This is a genomic window from Yersinia massiliensis CCUG 53443, assembly GCF_000312485.1.
GTDB lineage: Bacteria > Pseudomonadota > Gammaproteobacteria > Enterobacterales > Enterobacteriaceae > Yersinia > Yersinia massiliensis.
Window position 1 is genome coordinate 1,480,198 of sequence record NZ_HE997643.1, and the last position, 20,764, is coordinate 1,500,961.

Below are 20,764 nucleotides of genomic sequence, written 5' to 3' on the forward strand. Positions count from 1 at the left end.
AGGTATTCAAGCCATCATCAGTCCGGGGCCAATCGGCCCCGGATTTTTTATCGACTCATATTACGTATTCATCAAACCATTAGAACCACTTACCGAAACGGCGGATGTAGAATTGTTTCATCAGTTGTGCCACTACGCAGTAACTGATCAGTGTCCCTGCTAACCAAGGGAAATATTCCCACGGGAGTGGAACTAAACCAACCAATGCGCCCAGTGGTGAGAACGGTATATAGATACCGATTGCCATGATGAGCCCTGTCGTCAGCAACACAGGCAATGCAGCGGTGCTTTGAATAAACGGAATCTTTTGTGTACGCAACATATGGACAACCAGCGTCTGCGATAACAACCCTTCAATAAACCAGCCAGACTGGAACAAAGCCTGATGTTCGACACTGTTCGCTGCAAAAACAAACCACATCAGCGCAAAAGTGGTGATATCAAAAATGGATGATGTTGGCCCAATCCAGATCATAAAGCGGCCAATATTTTTAGCATCCCACTTGCGTGGTTTACGTAAAAACTCTTTGTCCATTTTGTCCCAAGGTAATGAAAGCTGGGAAATGTCATACATCAGGTTTTGTAACAGGAGGTGGATAGCTAACATCGGCAGGAATGGAATGAATGCGCTGGCAACGAGAACCGAGAACACATTACCGAAATTAGAACTGGCCGTCATATTCAGGTATTTGATGATATTACCGAAGGTTTCACGCCCAATGATCACGCCCTCTTCAAGCACCATCAGATTCTTTTCTAGCAGAATGATATCTGCCGATTCTTTGGCGATATCGGTGCCGGTATCAACCGAGATCCCCACATCAGCATCGCGTAACGCTGGTGCATCATTAATGCCATCGCCCAAGAACCCCACCGTGTGCCCATTACTTTGCAGCATTTTGAGCACTCGCGATTTTTGTAAAGGTGTCAGTTTGGTAAACACGGTGCGCAATTCAACTTCTCGCGCCAGCGTTTCATCATCCATGCCTTCAATTTCACGTCCACTCAGCGGCTCACCGGGTTCTAATCCCACATCACGGCAAATTTTGGCGGTAATAATCGGGTTATCACCCGTCAACACTTTGACTGCGACACCATTTTCACGCAATGCGGTAATCGCAGCTTCGGCACTTTCTTTCGGTGGATCGAGGAAAGTCAGCAGCCCTTGAACAACCAGATCACGCTCATCCGCAATATTCAGCGGCAATTCGCTGGCCTGCGTGCCTAACTCTCGAGTTGCCAACAGCAAGACACGAAAACCGTCTTCGTTATACTGTGTCGCTAACGCCAATAATTGTGCACGCCGAGTATCATCCAACGGAAATATTTCATTCCCCTCACGGACTTGAGTACAGATGCTAAGCATCTCCTCCACGGCACCTTTACAGATCAAGCGCTGATTTTGCTGCTCATCTTTCACCACGATCGACAAGCGACGACGAACGAAATCAAAGGGCAACTCATCCACTTTATTGAAACCGCGCAGTGCGTCTATCTCAGGTTTGCCTCGGCTAAATTTGATAATCGCCTGATCCATGAGATTGCGCATACCACTTTGGTGGTAACTGTTTAACCAAGCCAGTTGCAATACTTTTTGATCATTACTGCCATTAGCATCTAAATGGTGTTCCAGAATAATGCGGTCTTGCGTTAATGTGCCTGTTTTATCGGTACACAAGACATCCATCGCACCAAAGTTCTGAATAGCATTCAGTCGTTTAACCACAACTTTACGCCGCGACATCGCAATCGCGCCTTTGGCCAAGTTAGAGCTAACGATCATCGGCAACATTTCAGGGGTTAATCCCACCGCAACAGCCAATGCAAATAGCGCCGCCTCGCTCCAATCCCCTTTTGTAAAGCCATTAATCAGCAATACGATGGGGACCATGACCAACATAAAGCGAATCAATAGCCAACTGACACTGTTAACACCACGGTCAAAAGCTGTTTGGGCGCGGCTTCCGACAATCGATTTGGCCAGCGATCCAAAGTAAGTATGCCCCCCCGTGGCAACCACCACCGCCACTGCCGTGCCGCTTGCCACGTTGGTTCCCATCAAACAGATATTGGACAACTCAAGCAGTTCACTTTCACTGCTGCCGTCTGCATCAACTGATTTTGAGCTGACATTTCCCATCGCATCGTACTTTTCAATGGGTATCGCTTCGCCAGTCAGAATAGCTTGGCTAATAAACAGGTCTCTGGATTTTATTAACCGCAAATCGGCAGGGATCATGTCGCCAGCGGATAAAAGAATGATATCGCCCGGGACTAACTGCTTTATGGCGATTTCCTGTTTAGCGGGCTGAGCGCTGTGGCTACTGCGGCGTAACACAGTTGCCGTGGTACGGACCATGGACTTCAGCGCTTCAGCGGCTTTATTAGTGCGAAACTCTTGCCAGAAACGTAATAGCCCACTGATCAGAACCATCGTGACAATAATGATGACGCCAACCAAATCGGTTTCTTCACCACTTTGTAATGGCAACCAATAATCAGTGAAGAAACTGATTATTGCCAAAATCATCAGTACAAAAATAAAGGGATTATTAAATGCACTCAGTAATTGGGTTAATGCTGGAGGCGCTTTCTCATGGGCAACTTGATTGATCCCATATAATTCCAATCGCTCTTTGGCATCTTCCTCTGTCAGGCCATTTAGGTTCGCATTTAACTTAGATAATGTTTGATCCAAGCTATTCTTAGCCTCTAGCGCAATAGCAAAAGGTTTATTATTGCTTTTGGCTGTACCTGTCTTTTTAAATTTGGTCATAACGCTTCTCTTTTAATTCTAAACGCACAGGGCTACCCTACTCAAATATTGAGAAGTATTTGTGCTGAACTATTATTTATTGCGCTGCCAATTTTAGATTTAATTAGCAGCTAATGATATTAACTCTGGGGTGCTCTTCCATAACAACTCCTTACTCCCACAAGGGGTAGCGCTAATAATTAAACAGGTAATTCGGATGCAATACGCCAGTGAATAGAACTGACACTACGTTCTAAACTCACGCGGCAAACAATACCTTCAATTTCTTTTTGTTCTGCAGGTGTTGCAATTATTTCAGCGCAGACTTCTAACTGCCCAGGCTTAGCGATATCTGCACTACACAGTGATTGCAGACGTAATGCCACCCCATTTAATGCTTGTAAAATAAGGGTGCGAACCAGTATTTCTTCCTCAGCGCCGCAAGTCACCTGAATACGATAACGTACTTGTAAATCAACTGCTTGTTGTTGAGGTTGTAAGTTAATCCGTTGTGCGGCTTCGCGTAACAGTATATTGGCGCATAGAATAACCGCCGTGGCGATCACTGCGTTCCAATACTGCCCTAGGCCACATAGCACGCCAATCCCCGCCGAACACCACAGTGTCGCGGCTGTATTCAAGCCTCGAATATTCATGCCTTCACGCATAATAACACCCGCGCCAAGGAAGCCGATTCCTGAAACAACTTGTGCAGCAATACGACCAGGGCTGTCAGGCGAAGTCGCATAGGAACTAAGAATAAATACTGCGGCACCAGTGGCAACTAATGCATTAGTACGTAAGCCAGCCATACGTTGACGCCATTGTCTTTCAGCACCAATTAACGCACCGAGGCACATCGCTAATAATAAATTTATGACAAAAGGAGTTAATGCCATGATTCTCTCCATGAATTAATCATTGGTAGAATAATCATGTGCTATTTAGCACACAGGTAATTGTGCCGAGCGATAGACTTAGCGTATTACTCAGCAAAAAACCAGATTGCGCCTGGAGGAAATAATGCGTGGTTGTTAAACAACATAATAATAACCCAAATTAATACCCTCGATGATTTATCATCGAGTTAAAACATTATTGGGTATGCACAGCTCGGGAAATACAGAGAGGGTGCTGCCCGCCATTTTTCGGCAAGCAACAAATCAATAGGGAGATTGGTTAGCTTGCCTTGCTTATTTGACTACTACTTTGCGTATCCATGAGTTTCTCCACTTAATTTTTTCAAGATTATAGTTGCCGATGATAATTAAGTAAAGATTATATTCCTAAACAAACTCTAAACCAATTCTAGCGAATGAAATAGCGTCATTAATACTCGTAATATCGAGCATCAATTAACATCTTTACGCTATGGATTATTCTCTTTCTACCACGTTGGCGTTATGAAAAAGGTGTGCACTTTAACCTTCATTATCGCTGTTACCCAGCCGCCCATTCTGAATGGGAAAATATGCCACCAAGTCATTGACTCAAATACAGAAATCTACGCAACCTTTAATCTAAATTGCGATCATGATCTCATTTATAGCCCTAACGATTTTAGGGCCGTTGCCGATAGGTTCTAAAGGATAGTTGGGATTTTTTGATATAGGGGTGACTAGCTTTAAGCAGCGATGCCTACGCCTGCCGTAATCGAAGCGACAACGCAAGGTTGCCACTTCACCTAAACAGGACATCAGGCAAAAACCTTTCCTCGAGCGACTATAGAAACGGAACCGATAATGAAACGTGGAAGTACGCATCAGCCATTGAATCGAAAAATAGCACCAGAACAGACTCAAAATACGAAAGTATTTTTTGTTAATAATATGCGTCTGGTCTCTTTGTTTATCGCCATTTTGGCGGGGATACTGCTCTTATTTGCAGCGGCAATTGGCACATCCGGTTACTTTTTAAAACAGAGCAACCAATCACTGGCAGAAGCAACACAAGAGCTAGATATCCGCTTGGGTCTGTCCAATAGCTCAAATTACTTGCGCACAGCGCGGCTTATTCTGATTCAGGCGGCCTCATCAGCGCGTATTGGTGATGCTCAAGGCTACCAACAAGGCCTAAAAAACGCTGAAAGTTGGATGGCGCAGTCGCAGCAGATGTTCAATCTTTACTATAACCGTCCGGTGAAATCTGCCACCGACACGGCGCTAGATGGACCACTGAAAAAAGCCTATGAAGAGTATCGCGACACTGGGATGAAACCCATGCTCGACGCGACCAAAGAGGGACATTTTGAAGAAGTTATTTCCTTGGAAGCAGAAAAACTGAGCCCATTGGATACGGCTTACAATGAACCCTTACTCAAAGCGTTTAAATACCGGACAGAGCAAGCCACACAAATTAATCTCACCGCACAGCAAGAAGCTCGCCTAGGTTACTTATTGATGGGAGGAGCCTTTATCCTCGCGATTTTACTGACATTGATCGCTTTTTTAGTGATCAGCAAAGTCATCATCAAGCCGATTAATTGGCTGGTAGAACGCATCCAACGTATTGCCCAAGGCGACTTGACACAAACCCCCGCCGCCTTCGGCCGTAATGAGATTGGCGTGTTAGGCAACAACATTCAGCAAATGCAGGATTCGCTCTCCACTACAGTTGAAGCCGTGCGCAGCAGTGCCGACTCTATTTACCAAGGCTCCAGTGAAATTGCATTGGGCAACACTGACCTTTCTGCCCGTACTGAGCAGCAAGCGGCCTCTCTTGAGCAAACTGCCGCTAGCATGGAGCAACTCACTGCAACCGTAAAACAAAATGCCGAGAATGCTCATCATGCCAGCCAACTGGCCGCGAACGCCTCTGCTAAAGCCGCTCAAGGTGGCGATATTGTTGATGATGTTGTCACCACGATGGACAAAATATCTCTCAGTTCAATGAGGATTGCGGAAATTACCAATGTCATTAATAGCATTGCTTTTCAAACTAATATTCTGGCACTCAACGCGGCCGTTGAAGCTGCTCGTGCGGGTGAACAAGGCCGCGGTTTTGCTGTGGTCGCCAGTGAAGTCCGAAATCTGGCCCAGCGCAGTGCCGATGCCGCAAAAGAGATCGAGTCATTGATTGAAGCCTCGGTTGATTTGATTGGCGATGGCTCCATCTTGGTATCAGATGCGGGGAAAGCGATGAGTGAAATCGTCACTGCTGTCACTCATGTCACCGATATCATGGGTGAAATTGCCTCTGCTTCCGATGAACAAAGCAGAGGTATCAGCCAAGTGGCGCAAGCCGTTTCAGAAATGGACAATGTGACGCAGCAAAATGCCTCTTTGGTTCAAGAGGCTTCTGCCGCTGCTGCTTCTCTTGAGCAACAAGCTGAAGTCTTGACGCAAGCAGTGGCCGTGTTTCACTTAAATGGCCGCAGCCCTGCCCCTCAACTTAAAACTGCAACGCCAACGTCCGCAACCAAAAATCAGGCTCCTGTAAATAAGAAATCAGGCGATGACTCGCTTAATTGGGAAACTTTCTGACGAATTGATCGCTACAATAGCGTCATTTGAGGACGGATAAAATTAAATAGCAAAACCGGAGGCAAGGTGCGTACCTTCCTCCGGTTTTTATTGCAATACGTATGGTATTGAGCAGTCACAATACGGCCAAAACTATTTGTGTAGTGGTTCCACAAACGTCCCATCGTGGCTATCAATTTCATTGAAGAACCAAACGCCTGCTGGGTAATCTTCCAGTGAAACCAGGTACATGACACCTTCACTAAACTGCTCAACCTCTAAAACAACCCCTTCACGTCGTGGGCCGCCATCAGTTTTTACTGTCACCCGATCATTCACTTTCATGATGTTACCTTCAATTTAATCAATGCTATTAGTGTATACGCTAACTAATGAGAGTTGCAGCCAACACACTGCACCTTCAAGTATAAAGGGTATAGTGCGAAATCAGATGAGAATGATAAGGCTTACGCGCAGATAACGGTATGCTTTGACCGAATTTATTTGCGCGAAAAAAATGAGGGATGATCGTGCCACGATTAAAATGGGGCCACCCAGTCAACAAAGATAGAAATATCTCGTCAGTCAGGCTGCTATTGTGGGATATAGGTGGTTTTGTGCTGCGTTAGGACGTAAAAAAACCCGCCTTAGCGGGTTTTTTGTAATCAGCCAAAGGCCAATTAGATTGCAGTTACGTTTGCTGCAGACGGACCTTTAGCACCGTTCTCGATAGAGAACTGTACGTTCTGGCCTTCAGCCAGGGTCTTGAAGCCTTGATCTTGGATAGCAGAGAAGTGAACGAACACGTCTTTGCTGCCATCAGCTGGAGTGATGAAGCCGAAGCCTTTAGACTCGTTGAACCACTTTACTTGACCTTTCATCATGTTAGACATGTTTATTTCCTTTATTAAAAAATTTTTGCCACCATGGGCGTGTTATAGCCGGTTATCAGTCGTTACTTATGGAGGCACTATGAAGGAAATTCGTCAGTGAAGAGCTATCAACGATAACGCTTTAAATATGAACCACTTTACTCAAGATGTCGTGCATAAATAGGTCTGTACCACAGGCCGAGACGCATTAACTCATGACCGGCTTTTAATAGCAACTCTTTTTAGCGTGTAAACTAAAGATTCTTGTTCGCTTGGCTAAAATAAAGCCAAAAAAGCCACTTATTATGCGCTGGATGCGCGTTATTACACGAAATAATCACCACATTATTTTCTTCTCACATCCATGCAATCGGAAATATTCAGAAAAATAATAATAAAATTCGCTAAATGCGCCTGCTGATTATCACGTTTAACCGTCGGGACTAAAAGTTTACCTTATAGTTTTGCTAGAATAAGCAATCACCTATCCGAAAGAGATGCGAGAACGAGAGATGAAACCAAAATCTATCACTTTGGATGATGTCGCCCATCAAGCGGGGGTTTCGTATCAAACTGTATCGCGCGTTTTAAATCAGGCGGTTCATGTTTCGCCGAAAACCCGCACTAAAGTTGAACAAGCGATGGCGGATCTTAACTATGTCCCTAATCGGGTAGCACAGCAGTTAGCGGGTAAACACAGTCTGACGCTCGGGCTAGCCACCACTGACCTCTCTTTACATGCGCCTTCGCAAATTGCAGCCGCCATAAAAAGCAAAGCGCGTGAGTTGGGGTATTCCATTGTCATTGCAATGGTAGATGACCACAGTGACCTTGCCTGCCAGCAAGCGATAAATGAGCTACTTGCACAGCGCGTTGATGGCATTTTAGTGAATGTTCCGTTGAAACCAACCCGTAGCCAAAAAGTCGTCCAGCAATGTGCAGGCACACCCGTGTTGTTTCTGGATGTTGACCCACAATCTGCCGCTTTCAGTGTGTTGTTTGACCCAAAAGTGGGGGCCATTCAGGGGGCTAAGCATTTACTTTCATTAGGCCACCAGCAAATTGCCTTGATTTGTGGGCCGAAAGACGCCATTTCGGCGCAATTGCGCTATCAAGGCTGGCAACAGGCGCTGAACAGTGCCTCACTCACGCCTCAGGCCGTTTACTATGGTGAATGGGATGCGCGTAGTGGTTATCAGGCCACGCAGAAACTCCTGAGCAGCCACATTCAATTTAGCGCCATTTTAGTTGCTAACGATCAAATGGCATTGGGCGTATTACGGGCACTCCATGAGCATGATATTGATGTACCGGGTCAGGTTTCTGTCGTCGGTTACGATGACACCGCAGACAGTGCCTATTTCCAGCCGCCACTGACGACGGTGCGGCAGAATTTCAAACTATTGGGTGAAGAAAGCGTTTCCCGCCTGATAGTCAGATTGCACCATAACATTGAGCCACCTTCTGAAACCTTGTTATTAGCGACCAAACTCACAATCCGCCAGACAACTGCGTTATTCACACCCAAGAACGAATAATTGCGATCATTCTCGACTATTTAACCCACGACTATTTACTTTATCTGCCACTGAATTCATCTTGGTTGCATCAAATTGTGAGCGCATAACATTTATGGTTGTTGCGGGCAAAAACAAGAATACATTCGCAAACTAAGAGGCTGATATCATGACGTCACCGCAAAGGGTTCAACAGCAGGTCAAGCCCACCCTCTCGCAGATTTTATCTCGCAGGGATTGGGAGAACCCGCAAGTGACGCAGTATCACCGCCTTGAGGCGCATCCTCCTTTTCATAGTTGGCGTGATGTCGATTCCGCACAAAACGACGCTATATCATCACAGCGACAGTTACTGAATGGATTGTGGTCATTTAGCTATTTCCCTCAGCCAGAAGACGTTCCCGACGCTTGGGTTGAACATGATTTAGCCGGAGTGGCGACAATACCGGTTCCCGCAAATTGGCAACGCCATGGCTATGACACACCCATTTATACTAACGTGCAATATCCTATTCCTGTTGATCCTCCTCGAGTGCCAGAGGAGAATCCGACAGGCTGCTATTCACGTGAGTTCACGTTAGCACCGGATTGGCTCGCATCGGGTCAAACACGCATTATTTTTGATGGCGTCAACTCCGCATTTTACCTCTGGTGTAATGGGTCATGGGTCGGTTACTCCCAAGACAGTCGCCTCCCTGCCGAATTCGATCTCACGCCGTATTTACAAGCAGGCAATAATCGTATTGCCGTCCTAGTTTTACGCTGGAGTGATGGCACCTATCTGGAAGATCAGGACATGTGGCGCATGAGTGGTATCTTCCGCGATGTGAGTTTGCTCCATAAACCTGACATCCATTTGCGCGATATTCATATCGCCACCCATTTATCGCCAGAATTCAGTTCAGCCAATTTAGAGGTGATGGCCGCTGTTAACATCCCACCACTTCAAATGAACAACCCTTTAGTGACCGGTGCCTTTCAAATCCGCATACAGCTTTGGTTAGCCGATCAACTGATCACAAGCAAGAAGCAACCCTTAGGCACTGAAGCGATTGACGAACGAGGTCATTATTCTGATCGCACTCGTTTGAGTATGCGGGTTGAACGCCCCTTATTGTGGAGTGCAGAGGAACCAACCCTGTATCGTGCGGTGGTTTCCCTACTCAATGACCAAGATGAGTTGATTGAGGCAGAAGCCTATGATGTTGGATTCAGGCAAGTCGCCATTCATCAGGGGCTGCTGAAAGTTAATGGCAAAGCAGTGCTGATTCGCGGGGTAAATCGCCATGAACACCATCCACAAACCGGCCAAGCAATAGATGAGGCCAGTATGCTGCAAGACATCATTCTGATGAAGCAGCATAACTTTAACGCCGTCCGTTGTTCCCACTATCCAAACCATCCGTTGTGGTATCGGCTATGTGATCGCTACGGCTTGTATGTCGTTGACGAGGCCAATATCGAAACACATGGCATGCAGCCCATGAGCCGCTTGGCGGACGACCCACAATGGTTTTCAGCCTTTAGTGAACGCGTGACTCGGATGATTCAACGAGACCGTAATCACCCTTGTATCATCATCTGGTCATTGGGTAATGAATCGGGTCATGGTGCCAGCCATGATGCCCTTTATCGCTGGATTAAAACCAATGACCCCACTCGCCCTGTGCAGTATGAAGGTGGCGGTGCAAATACTGCCGCAACAGATATTGTCTGCCCCATGTATGCACGAGTGGATGAAGATCAACCCTTCCCCGCCGTCCCCAAGTGGGCCATTAAAAAATGGATTGGCTTACCAGATGAATCCCGTCCGCTGATTCTATGCGAGTATGCTCATGCGATGGGCAACAGCTTCGGTGGTTTTGCTCGCTATTGGCAAGCATTTCGCCAGTATCCACGGCTGCAAGGAGGGTTTGTTTGGGATTGGGTTGATCAGAGTCTTACCCACCATGACGAGCATGGCCAACCTTATTGGGCCTACGGTGGTGACTTTGGAGATAAACCCAATGACCGTCAATTCTGTATGAACGGATTGGTTTTCCCTGACCGCAGCCCACATCCTAGCTTGTACGAAGCACAATGTGCGCAACAGTTCTTTCAATTTTCACTGGTCAGTACCACTCCACTGATCATCAGTGTTACCAGCGAGTTTCTGTTCAGAACTAGTGATAACGAACAACTGTTTTGGCGGATTGAATTGGCAGGGGAAACGATACTTGAGGGGAATCTTCTATTGGATTTACCTCCTGAAAGTACCCGCCACTACAAACTTCAGGAACAGTTACCGACACTCAATAACCCTGACGATTTATGGTTGAACGTTGAAGTGCGTCAGAGAGTAGAGACACCTTGGTCACCTAGCGGCCACCGTAGCGCATGGCACCAATGGCACCTACCGCAGGCACTCCCCGTTGAGTCGACGCCGCAACATGACGCTAACCTGCTAAGTGTGCTTCAACTCCATCAAGATACTCACCATATTACCGTGGAACATCAGCAACAACGCTGGCAGTTCTGCCGTGAATCTGGGTTGCTCACACAATGGTGGGCAGATGAGAGGCCTTTATTACTCAACCCATTGCGCGATCAATTTGTGCGAGCCCCGCTAGATAACGATATCGGTATCAGTGAAACCACACGTATCGACCCCAATGCTTGGGTCGAGCGCTGGAAGAAAGCTGGGATGTATCAGTTGGAATCCCGTTGTTTATCATTACAAGCCGACAGCCTGTCTGATTCAATACAAATCAGTGCGCAGTACAGCTACGAATTTGAAGGTCGACGGCTAATACATTCACATTGGCTATACCGTTTTGATCAACAAGGGCGAATGACGATTGATGTGCGTGCCCAATTGGCAACGGCACTCCCTGCCCCAGCAAGAATTGGTATGCACTGCCAATTATCTGACATTGCAGAAAATGTCGAATGGATAGGTTTAGGGCCACATGAAAACTACCCTGACCGCAAACTGTCAGCACAATATAGCTACTGGTCACAGCCTCTTGAACAGATGCATACACCTTACATTTTCCCCAGCGAGAATGGGTTACGCTGCAATACTAACCGCTTGAATTACGGCCATTGGCAGGTCACTGGGCAATTCCATTTCGGCATAAGCCGCTACAGTACAGAGCAACTGATGAGCACCAGCCACCAGCATCGACTCAAAACGGAGCAAGGCACTTGGCTCAATATTGATGGTTTCCATATGGGGGTGGGTGGTGATGACTCCTGGAGTCCTAGTGTTCATATCGATGATTTGCTTACGGGCCAACACTATCAATATCGGGTCTGCTGGCAATATAACGTTTAGATTAACCGTGAAACGAGCGGTGCTTTTTCTTCTTTAGGTCGCGCTTAATTTCAGATTAATACCTATATCGGCATAGGCGTAACACTCATACAATCATGGCGTTCAAACATCTCTTAGTCTTGATATTTGCCCTGCCTTCTTTGTCACCATGCAAGTCTGTCCTTACATGATCGACTCCTTTTTATGCGCCCACCCTATTGGGCGCTTTTTTTGCCTTCTACTTTGCAACACACTGGCAATTGAGCCATGACTTAAACACATTCAAGTTATGTATGATGACTAGAACAGGAATAAGATAGTCACCTCACTACTGACATTGCATCTGATCTTGCACCTTCACGCAACAGAGGACTTATATGAAACTATTAACTCAACTTCCGGAAAACATGCTGGCGATTGAAATCTCACAGTCCGGTGGGCCAGAAGTGTTAGTTCCTGTAAAACGGCCTATTCCTATGCCTGCTGCGGGTGAAATTCTAGTTAAAGTATCAGCCACAGGTGTTAACCGCCCAGACGTGTTACAGCGTAGAGGTCATTATGCGCCACCTCCAGGAGCATCTGATATTCCAGGATTAGAGGTTGCAGGTGAGGTTATTGCGATTGCCGCAGACGTAACTCGTTTCAAAATTGGGGACAAAGTGTGCGGATTAATTGCAGGTGGGGGATATGCCCAGTACTGCGTGATACACGAGACTAATTCCTTGCCGATTCCCGATGGCCTGACGGATATCGAAGCAGCAGCGTTACCAGAAACGTTCTTTACTGTATGGACCAATCTCTTCCAACGCGGTCGCTTTACTGCGGGTGAAACTGTCTTAATTCACGGTGGAACATCCGGTATAGGAACGACGGCCATTATGCTCAGCAAAGCATTTGGGGCAAAAACGGTGATCGTCACCGTCGGATCAGAAGAAAAACAACAGGCTTGCCTCGCATTAGGCGCAGATATCGCCATTAACTACCGCACTCAAGATTTTGTTGAAGAAACCAAGCGGGCCACATCAGGTAAGGGGGTTGATATCATTGTTGATCTCATCGCGGGTGATTATGTTGCGCGTAACTACGAAGCAGCCGCGATGAATGGGCGTATTATTCAAGTTGGGACGCAAAACGGCATCGTCAAAGAGCTTAACTTAATGTTAATGCTGCTAAAACGCCTAACACATACCGGTTCGACATTACGCTCACGCAGCGTGGCAGAAAAAGCACTGATCGCCAAAGAATTGGAACAACAAGTTTGGCCTTTGCTAGGCGTAGGTAAAATAAAGCCGCAAATCTTCCAGTCATACCCATTGGCAGAGGCCTCAAAAGCGCATGAATTGATGGAAAGCAGTACGCATATTGGTAAAATCGTCCTAACTGTTTAGCGCTATTTGTGGCGTTGTCTGTCTACGATACAGTAGTTGACCATCAGGTGAATTCAACAGTTAAGTAGTTGCTTTCACCTGATAAATAAATAATATATCTCTCTATTCGCTTTCCCTTACCTATAACAGTTTAGCGGCCAAAATGCGTCAACTGCTATGCTTTATAATGAATATTCCATGCTAACCTATAATAAGCGGTATGGTTTAATTCAATTAGTCATTAAACACAAGGTTATAATTATGGACATCATTAAAAAGATATTAATCGATGATATTGCAAGAATAAATCAAAAAGAAAAAAGAGATGGTCGATTAAAATTTAATAGCGATTTTGTCTACAAGCATCCTTACCTTTGCTTGGCAATGTTAGTTTCCTATTTTTTTGTTTTAATTTTGATGTACTTAACCCCCTACTTCGGCAGCGGATATATGATCGCTTTTACCGTATTCTTTGTGCTGATGTCGGCCATTCTTATGATGGAAATCAAACCGATATTTAGGTTTGAGGATATTGGTGTTCTTGATTTACGCGTTTGTTACAACGGAGAGTGGTTCTTTAGTCGTGCCTTATCGGCACAAGCAATTGAAGAAATATTAAATAGTAAGAATATCAGTGATGAATTTAAGCTGCGCTTCAAACATATTATTAGCAATAAAGGTGAAATCGATTTTTATGATGTCTATGATTTGGCCTATTTGCAAAAAAAGTCAAGTCAGTCCAATGATCTTAGCACTATGGCTACATTAGCTAGCACATCAGCATTAGGGCGTTAAGCACTGATACACACGCTTGTCCATTAGGTGTTAAACCGGCCAACACAGATTGGCCTTTTATTTTTTTAAGATACATTCGATTTATTAGGCGTAGATAAGTAATACATTAAAAAATCGCCTATAATCAAGCAAATGTACCTAATAATAAGAGGCCAGCGTAAAATATGGATAAGATTGACGAGCAATTGATTACTATTTTGGCAGAGAACGCTCGGATCTCATTAAAAGATTTATCTCAACAGGTCAACCTCTCCTCCCCCAGCACATCAGAACGTCTGCGGCGCTTTGAAGAACGTAAAATAATCCGCAGCTACACTTTGGACTTAGACCAACGCGCATTCGGCTATGCCCTGCAAGCAATTGTGCGTGTTAAGCCCTTTGTTGGCATGCGACAAGTGGCCCAACAAAGCATTCAAGAAACACCAGAATGTGTTGAGTGCGACAAAGTGGCCGGTGACGATTGCTTTATTAGTCGGTTACACATTCAATCGATGGAGCAATTAGATACCATCACCGACCGTTGGTCACAACATGCTGAAATTCAAACATCAATTGTAAAGTCTTCCCCTGTCCTGAGACGGTTACCGCCATTAGTCCCCTTAGTGAAAGGCATAAAATTCTGAAAGTTGTGTTACAAACCTCACTTTATCTATCATAAAGCGTTATGATTCCAATCACTGAATGAATATCTTACAGCGGATAACTGATGAGTAATGATAATGTAAATCAGGCGTCAGATTCATTGATTCTGACGCTTCCCAATAACCATTGGGATCAACAAGGTACAGAATACTTCAGCGCTGTTGAGGCACTGGAGCAAGGTAAGGTTTTGTTTTTACCTCACCTTGCTTTTGAATTGAGTGAGCAGGAAAAACAACTGTTAAACCCTGCACTTGTTGACGCTAAACGTAAGAATATCAGCCTTAAACCCCTAGAAGGCGTGCTCACAGGGGTTACCGACGAAAGTAAAGTTGAGTTAGTTCGCCAGTTACTTGAACGTTATTACCAACATTGTCTTAGTCTAGTGAATCAATTACTGCCGGAATACACCTCCGTCCTGCAAAGCCCAACGAATAGTCTGCGCTTACACCCAGTGACGGCTTGGCGTGATAAGACATCTTGGCGTAAAGATGATAGCCGCTTACATGTTGACGCTTTCCCCTCTCGTCCTAATTACGGCGAACGTATTATTCGCATTTTTTCCAATATCAACCCGCAGGGGGAACCTCGTTCCTGGCGTGTGGGCGAAGACTTTACACAGCTTGCGAGCCGTTACTTGCCTCAATTGGATCGTTATTCGCCCGTCAGTAGTTGGTTGCAACATAAAGTAGGCATTACTAAACGCCGCCGTAGCCATTACGACCACCTGATGCTTCAGCTACACGATAAAATGAAATCGGATCTGGATTATCAACAAAATGGCCGACAGGAAGCGATTGATTTCCCATCAGGCAGCAGTTGGATCTGTTTTTCAGATCAAACACCTCACGCAGCCATGGGGGACAATATATGTTGGAGCAGACTTTCTTGTTGCCGGTCAGTGGGATGAAAAACCCGCAGCAATCCCCGTTAAAGATACTCGAATCTCTGACGCAGAAGACGCTGATATAGCTCATTCACTGTCCAGTGACTTCATCTATTATGGAATCTGCAGTTGTGTGGATTCCATATAAAGCATAGTGATAACACGGTATTATTCGCATCGAAATTTTTTCAAAAAAAAATGGGTTCACAACTTGATCCCCGATAAAAAATAAATATAATTTTTCGGGTCGGATAGAACGGCATCGCAATATTGTAGATTGAATGGCTCTATTTTTCCTTATCGAAACCAACATATTATAACCTTGCTCATGCTTACGTTGACTTAAACATTAGTTTGTTTTCATTTGCCTAGAAAATACAAATCAACTCAAATGAATATTGGAGGTTAGTATGGTTAAGGTCTATGACAGAAACAGAAACCCAATCATCCCAGGCAAACGTGTTATGGTCGCGCAAACAGGGGAGATTGACGTAGCAAAAGCGATTCATGCTGAAGGGTTGGCCCCAGTACAGGCTGAGCGTGAGCCTGTTGTGGAACTGCAACATACCGGCGCGCGTTACGTTCCTTTTGATTTAGTTCGACTGGGTTAATGACCCTAAATAGCATCACGTTGTAAAGAGTACTATTTCAAGTTAGGTTTAGTCTCACAGAGCATATTTGTTAGCCGCTAACGCTCCGGAGCAACTTTTTATGAGTTGAGTTGCTCCGGCCTTGCTATTTATATTAAAAATAACGTTTAAAAAAATAATAATCGTCGTCCAACATTAAAAGAGTCGTATCCGGCTCGCCTTAAAGCCAGCCGGATAGCAACATTTAAATATGACATGCAGGCTCAATCGCTTGCGCCACTTTATTTTGGAAAGTGGTCAGTTGACAGAGCTTATTAGCGCCGATGTTCTCGCAACCATCGATTTCAATAGGAACAACACCTGCTGGGTTATTATTTAAATCCAGCTTTTCGGTATTCCGTAACTGATCCATTGTTTGATAAAACATTTTGACCGCCACATAGCGCTGATGATTCATTGGATCTTGCCACAGCTCAAAAACAAGTCCGCCACCTGGTGGGGTATTATCAGGTTGCTGAGGAAGTTGCCAGTCAGCCCCGAGCATACCGCCAATATTAGCGATATTGGTATCATGACCCCCGAGGAAAAGGATTTTAGTTTGTGCAACTAACGGCAAGGTTTGCCCTTGCCCCTTACGCTCAAGCACCAGTGCAGTGTCAATTTGTTGTAACAGCGGGGTTCCCTTGTGGCGAGCGATATAAGGTGTTTTGGCCATCAAATCAAACTGCGCATTATGCAGTGACAACAAGGAACGCCAATTGTCTTCACCCGTTAACCGATGCCAAGCGACATCCGTCATACCTTGCGAATTTTGTAATAAAAAAATTTCACCCAGCGTCGAAGATAATACCAAGGGACCACTGAGTGAGACTTTAGTCCCCGCTTGATTCACCTCAACTTTATTCGCTGCGAAGGTCGCAAAATCACAGGTTTTTCCCTGCTGTTGCAGTGATTGGCAATAAGGTGACCCAGCGAAGTTTAAGACCTCACCCATCTGAGCAAATGGCTTGGCATAGCGCTGGCTCAGCTCACTCAATGGTCCCCCCAATCGTGCTTCAATGGCCTGATGAGTTTGATCGGCATCTAACTTACACACACCGGCGTCAACGGGGTGAAACAGCGGGTCAACCTTTTTCAAATCAGCCTGATAGTGCACTTTCAGACCACAACCCGGTGCGATACCCTCTAAAAATGCTTGCCCTGTTAAACGAGTGCGCTGATCGACATCGGCCTGAGCATATAGGGTCCCATTAGGTGGACAGCCCTCTGGAATTAAGCCTCGGAGGCGAAAGTAGTCACCATAAAAAGCGCCCATTAAAGTCACTAATTGCGCCCCTCGAGGTGTTAAGTACCCTGCTTGAACCGGCCATTGTGGCCATTTATCTGGGGTGACATCATTCATTAACTGTGTTTGTTTGGTCGGAGAACGCACACCATGGCGACTCAAAATAACGACTCGTTCCAAGGTGTAGCCTGTTGGAGGTGCAATAATCGGCGCGGCATGATTTGCAAAGCTACCGAGCATCAACAACAGGGCTATTAATCGCAGATTCTTTATTGTTCTTGTCATCATTTATATCCTTATTAAAACTACGAATATTTTTGCCACAACGAGTATGGTCGACGATTGGTGTCCTCACAATGTTGAACTTTATTGAGCAGTAGATACAGCGCAGCCCCGACATGGACAAATAGGGAATAATTCATATAATCAGGCAAAACAAATGAAAAGGTATAATTATGTCATTTACTGAATGGGTTATTTTAGGCGTGGTCATCGGCTGCGCTATTGGTGCTTTAATGAAGATTTTCGGTAAGAAAAAAAGCCAGTAACCTTATTGGCCCCGCTCTAAAAATTGGCTGGCCAGCGCATGTAATACGATCCCGACATTGCCTAAATGAAACTCTGTATTGACCTGAATGCCTAATAAGAACATGAAGACTTAGTGTGATAAGGATCGCTGAATTTTTTTTCTATAAGTGCTTGAATAATGTCAGTGTGCGAGGGATTTTCCCTCTAAAAGAATCTCTCCTCGGGTGTTTTCGAGGCGGCCTTTTCAACCACTCATGAATCTCTCAATGAAATGGTTGCGAACATGGCCCCTTTTGCGGCATGTTTACAACAACACCTCCCTGCTTTAGACGTTCGAATTATCACTTTGTGAGCAACCTGATGATTAAGTGGCTGTGGAAAGCAAATCAACCGCAAGCGGAGATACTCGCACAGTGGCGTGAAGCCCTAGATATCCCCTTGTTAGCGCCTTTGAACGAGCAAGAACAAGAGCGCCTGGTTTCTGTGGCGAGCCAACTGCTGCAACAAAAACGGCTGGTACCGTTACAGGGTTTGGTACTCACACCATTGATGCAAGCTCGGCTGACGCTGCTTTTTGCGCTTCCCGTCATGGAACTCGGTGCCAAATGGCTAGATGGCTTTCATGAGGTGCTTATTTACCCCTCACCTTTCGTGGTAGAGGATGAATGGCAAGACGATCTCGGCTTAGTCCATTCAGGTCAAACGGTGCAATCTGGCCAGAGCTGGGAACAAGGGCCGATTGTTCTTAATTGGCAAGATATTCAAGATTCATTTGATTTATCAGGTTTTAATTTGGTTATTCACGAAGCCGCTCATAAATTGGATATGCGCAATGGCGGCAATTCAAACGGTGTTCCCCCAATTGCGATGCGTGATGTTGCCTCGTGGGAGTATGATCTGCATCAGGCCATGGATAATATTCAAGATGAAATCGATATGGTCGGCGTTGAAGCTGCCAGTATGGATGCCTATGCCGCCAGTGACCCAGCCGAATGTTTTGCTGTGTTATCTGAATATTTTTTCAGTGCGCCGGAATTGTTAGAAGGCCGTTTTCCCACTGTGTATCAACATTTCTGTGCTTTTTATCGTCAAGATCCACTGGCTCGACTAAAACGCTGGGAAAAACAATAGCGCTGCGGAAAACAGTAACGCTGGAGAAAACAGTTACGCTGGCGAAAACAAGAAGCAACGATGACCGCCGACTGCTCATATGCTGAGCATTCAATTCAAATCTACTAATTTAGCGTTGACAGGATCAGGCATGCTAGATATCATGCGCCCCGTTCACACGATTCCTCTGTAGTTCAGTCGGTAGAACGGCGGACTGTTAATCCGTATGTCACTGGTTCGAGTCCAGTCAGAGGAGCCAAATTAAAGACGCCTGCTTAAGGAAACTTAAGCGGGCGTTTTGTTGTTTGGGGAAATAGGTTGCCGTAATTACTGGCGACATGTGCCGGAGGCTCTTCCCGCAAAGCCAATGTCTATCGGACATCCCAGCACTCTGTAAATTTCAGAAACCACCTGCATCGTTGCCGCTTCGATAGTCCCTTCATTACGGCATAAAACCCAGTCGTGATTTGCTATTTCTCGCTCAAACGCCTTGGTACAAGCGATATGCTCTTCCAGCTTATGAATCACGGAACTACTTAACCCACGCGGTCGGGCCGCTGCCCTCGCCCATGAAATATCAGGCGCAGTAACAACCCCGACATGCAGGTCTGGCGTTCGCACGTTTCGCTCAATGTTAAGCTGTAAAATCTCTGCAAATGGAACCATCCGGCGAAACGCGGCATCCGACGGGTACCAGCGATCCATCAAGATAATGCTGTCCGATGGCTGTTTAGTCAGCACGTGCTGGGAAATCCAGGTACGGCTATCAGCAAAGCGCTGACAAACCTCCCATTCCAAATCTAGGCTAGGATTTCTGGCGAGCCTGTTAACAAGGGCCATTGTTTCCCCCCTGTAGGGATCGCTTTTTTTCTCGCAAAGTCGGATCACTTTCTTGTTGTCCGCCCTGAGTACTTTCGTCATGGCCTCCAACAGTGTGGTTTTGCCCGCTCCCTTCGGCCCATCCAGAGAAACAAACAGATGACGACTCATTGCTCAAATGACGATTGAACGACGGTTTTTGTAAAGCTTGAATCTGGCAAAAGCATCTTACTTCCTTAGTATAAATAGCGCCTCCTATTCGTTCATCGCAGCCGCTTATGGTCGTTATTCATAGGTTATGACCTGTGATGTTTCCCGTAGCTTCATATGCAACAAAGGGTATGGTCTACCCTGACCGTCAACTTCAGAACGACCCACAGTTTCAAAACCATGCTTTTTATAAAAGGTAATCGCTTGGGGATTCTGTTCATTTACGTCGAGTTCATCAGCCCTCTGGACGTCGATAGCATGCCTCAGGAGTCGCTTCCCAACGCCTTTTCCGCGTTGAGCTGCATCCACAAAGAGCATTTCAATGCGGTTTTCGCTTACCCCTGTAAAGCCCACGATTGAACTGTCACAGCAAAGACGAGCGAACGTAATATTCAGGTCAGGAAAATACGTATGCAATAGAGGACGTAGCGCCTGAATATCCTGTTCCTGTAAAAAATCATGCGTAGCACGTACGGATGACTCCCAAACCTTCAGTAATATCGGGTAATGAATTTGCGTACCCACTTCTAGATTTATCATGATTTTCTAACCCGCTAATTGATATCGTATCGCCATGATAGCTATGCAGTATTATTCGCCACTAGGGTGAGTTTAGAGATCGGAAATTATTGTAC

The 20,764-nt window shown here is 45.6% G+C and carries 15 protein-coding genes, 1 tRNA gene and 1 pseudogene; 10 read left to right on the forward strand and 7 right to left on the reverse strand.

Annotation, left to right across the window (positions count from 1 at the left end; all coding sequences use genetic code 11):
• Positions 1 to 79 precede the first annotated feature (79 nt).
• Positions 80 to 2,776: a magnesium-translocating P-type ATPase gene (gene mgtA / locus BN68_RS06680; RefSeq protein WP_019210390.1), complete on the reverse strand. Its 2,697-nt coding sequence runs from the start codon at positions 2,774 to 2,776 to the stop codon at positions 80 to 82.
• Positions 2,777 to 2,955: 179 nt separating this feature from the next.
• Entirely contained in the window at positions 2,956 to 3,654 is a 699-nt protein-coding gene (locus BN68_RS06685; RefSeq protein WP_019210391.1) for an MgtC family protein, read from the reverse strand.
• An 843-nt stretch (positions 3,655 to 4,497) separates the two neighbouring features.
• On the opposite strand from BN68_RS06685, the gene BN68_RS06690 reads away from it, so the two are divergent.
• Positions 4,498 to 6,237 carry a methyl-accepting chemotaxis protein gene (locus BN68_RS06690; RefSeq protein ID WP_019210392.1) on the forward strand — a complete coding sequence of 580 codons (1,740 nt, stop codon included), beginning with the start codon at positions 4,498 to 4,500 and terminating at the stop codon, positions 6,235 to 6,237.
• A 132-nt stretch (positions 6,238 to 6,369) separates the two neighbouring features.
• On the opposite strand, the gene dsrB is transcribed toward BN68_RS06690, so the two are convergent.
• Positions 6,370 to 6,561, reverse strand: a complete 192-nt coding sequence (gene dsrB, locus BN68_RS06695) for a protein DsrB (RefSeq protein WP_004701013.1) — start codon at positions 6,559 to 6,561, stop codon at positions 6,370 to 6,372.
• A gap of 335 nt (positions 6,562 to 6,896) precedes the next feature.
• The gene (gene cspE, locus BN68_RS06700) at positions 6,897 to 7,109 is read right to left on the reverse strand and encodes a transcription antiterminator/RNA stability regulator CspE (protein ID WP_002210893.1); all 213 of its coding nucleotides are present in this window, start codon (positions 7,107 to 7,109) and stop codon (positions 6,897 to 6,899) included.
• A gap of 491 nt (positions 7,110 to 7,600) precedes the next feature.
• Between cspE and BN68_RS06705 the strand changes: the two genes are divergently transcribed.
• From BN68_RS06705 to ydfZ, 7 genes and pseudogenes are all read left to right on the forward strand, one after another.
• Entirely contained in the window at positions 7,601 to 8,626 is a 1,026-nt protein-coding gene (locus BN68_RS06705) for a LacI family DNA-binding transcriptional regulator (RefSeq protein WP_019210393.1), read from the forward strand.
• A gap of 148 nt (positions 8,627 to 8,774) precedes the next feature.
• Positions 8,775 to 11,921: a beta-galactosidase gene (locus tag BN68_RS06710; protein WP_019210394.1), complete on the forward strand. Its 3,147-nt coding sequence runs from the start codon at positions 8,775 to 8,777 to the stop codon at positions 11,919 to 11,921.
• 356 nt (positions 11,922 to 12,277) lie between these two features.
• Positions 12,278 to 13,288 (forward strand): NAD(P)H-quinone oxidoreductase, encoded by a 1,011-nt coding sequence (locus tag BN68_RS06715; protein ID WP_019210395.1) that lies wholly within the window; start codon positions 12,278 to 12,280, stop codon positions 13,286 to 13,288.
• A 240-nt stretch (positions 13,289 to 13,528) separates the two neighbouring features.
• Positions 13,529 to 14,062, forward strand: coding sequence for a YlaC family protein (locus BN68_RS06720; RefSeq protein ID WP_042806543.1), 534 nt, complete (start codon positions 13,529 to 13,531; stop codon positions 14,060 to 14,062).
• A 164-nt stretch (positions 14,063 to 14,226) separates the two neighbouring features.
• On the forward strand, positions 14,227 to 14,685 hold the full coding sequence (locus BN68_RS06725) for an Lrp/AsnC family transcriptional regulator (RefSeq protein ID WP_019210397.1): 459 nt from the start codon (positions 14,227 to 14,229) through the stop codon (positions 14,683 to 14,685).
• A gap of 83 nt (positions 14,686 to 14,768) precedes the next feature.
• Positions 14,769 to 15,673 (forward strand): annotated as a pseudogene (locus BN68_RS06730) (Kdo hydroxylase family protein).
• A gap of 324 nt (positions 15,674 to 15,997) precedes the next feature.
• Positions 15,998 to 16,198 carry a putative selenium delivery protein YdfZ gene (gene ydfZ, locus BN68_RS06735; RefSeq protein WP_019210398.1) on the forward strand — a complete coding sequence of 67 codons (201 nt, stop codon included), beginning with the start codon at positions 15,998 to 16,000 and terminating at the stop codon, positions 16,196 to 16,198.
• 223 nt (positions 16,199 to 16,421) lie between these two features.
• Here the strand turns inward: ydfZ and BN68_RS06740 are convergent, their stop codons facing one another.
• Complete coding sequence (locus tag BN68_RS06740) at positions 16,422 to 17,747, reverse strand: AppA family phytase/histidine-type acid phosphatase (protein WP_019210399.1); 1,326 nt, start codon at positions 17,745 to 17,747, stop codon at positions 16,422 to 16,424.
• Positions 17,748 to 18,350: 603 nt separating this feature from the next.
• On the opposite strand from BN68_RS06740, the gene mtfA reads away from it, so the two are divergent.
• On the forward strand, positions 18,351 to 19,121 hold the full coding sequence (gene mtfA, locus BN68_RS06745) for a DgsA anti-repressor MtfA (RefSeq protein WP_019210402.1): 771 nt from the start codon (positions 18,351 to 18,353) through the stop codon (positions 19,119 to 19,121).
• Positions 19,122 to 19,283: 162 nt separating this feature from the next.
• Positions 19,284 to 19,359 (forward strand) — tRNA-Asn (locus tag BN68_RS06750).
• 68 nt (positions 19,360 to 19,427) lie between these two features.
• Here the strand turns inward: BN68_RS06750 and BN68_RS06755 are convergent.
• Together BN68_RS06755 and BN68_RS06760 are read right to left on the reverse strand one after the other, a co-directional pair.
• Positions 19,428 to 20,090 (reverse strand): dTMP kinase, encoded by a 663-nt coding sequence (locus BN68_RS06755; RefSeq protein ID WP_019210403.1) that lies wholly within the window; start codon positions 20,088 to 20,090, stop codon positions 19,428 to 19,430.
• A 114-nt stretch (positions 20,091 to 20,204) separates the two neighbouring features.
• Positions 20,205 to 20,666 (reverse strand): acetyltransferase, encoded by a 462-nt coding sequence (locus BN68_RS06760; protein WP_391592557.1) that lies wholly within the window; start codon positions 20,664 to 20,666, stop codon positions 20,205 to 20,207.
• Positions 20,667 to 20,764: the final 98 nt, after the last annotated feature.

Excerpts from the sequence above, each read along its gene's own strand:
- mgtA (WP_019210390.1), bottom strand. The coding sequence starts at position 2,776 with ATGACCAAATTTAAAAAGACAGGTACAGCCAAAAGCAATAATAAACCT.
- BN68_RS06685 (WP_019210391.1), bottom strand. The coding sequence starts at position 3,654 with ATGGCATTAACTCCTTTTGTCATAAATTTATTATTAGCGATGTGCCTC.
- BN68_RS06690 (WP_019210392.1), top strand. The coding sequence starts at position 4,498 with ATGAAACGTGGAAGTACGCATCAGCCATTGAATCGAAAAATAGCACCA.
- dsrB (WP_004701013.1), bottom strand. The coding sequence starts at position 6,561 with ATGAAAGTGAATGATCGGGTGACAGTAAAAACTGATGGCGGCCCACGA.
- cspE (WP_002210893.1), bottom strand. The coding sequence starts at position 7,109 with ATGTCTAACATGATGAAAGGTCAAGTAAAGTGGTTCAACGAGTCTAAA.
- BN68_RS06705 (WP_019210393.1), top strand. The coding sequence starts at position 7,601 with ATGAAACCAAAATCTATCACTTTGGATGATGTCGCCCATCAAGCGGGG.
- BN68_RS06710 (WP_019210394.1), top strand. The coding sequence starts at position 8,775 with ATGACGTCACCGCAAAGGGTTCAACAGCAGGTCAAGCCCACCCTCTCG.
- BN68_RS06715 (WP_019210395.1), top strand. The coding sequence starts at position 12,278 with ATGAAACTATTAACTCAACTTCCGGAAAACATGCTGGCGATTGAAATC.
- BN68_RS06720 (WP_042806543.1), top strand. The coding sequence starts at position 13,529 with ATGGACATCATTAAAAAGATATTAATCGATGATATTGCAAGAATAAAT.
- BN68_RS06725 (WP_019210397.1), top strand. The coding sequence starts at position 14,227 with ATGGATAAGATTGACGAGCAATTGATTACTATTTTGGCAGAGAACGCT.
- ydfZ (WP_019210398.1), top strand. The coding sequence starts at position 15,998 with ATGGTTAAGGTCTATGACAGAAACAGAAACCCAATCATCCCAGGCAAA.
- BN68_RS06740 (WP_019210399.1), bottom strand. The coding sequence starts at position 17,747 with ATGACAAGAACAATAAAGAATCTGCGATTAATAGCCCTGTTGTTGATG.
- mtfA (WP_019210402.1), top strand. The coding sequence starts at position 18,351 with ATGATTAAGTGGCTGTGGAAAGCAAATCAACCGCAAGCGGAGATACTC.
- BN68_RS06755 (WP_019210403.1), bottom strand. The coding sequence starts at position 20,090 with ATGAGTCGTCATCTGTTTGTTTCTCTGGATGGGCCGAAGGGAGCGGGC.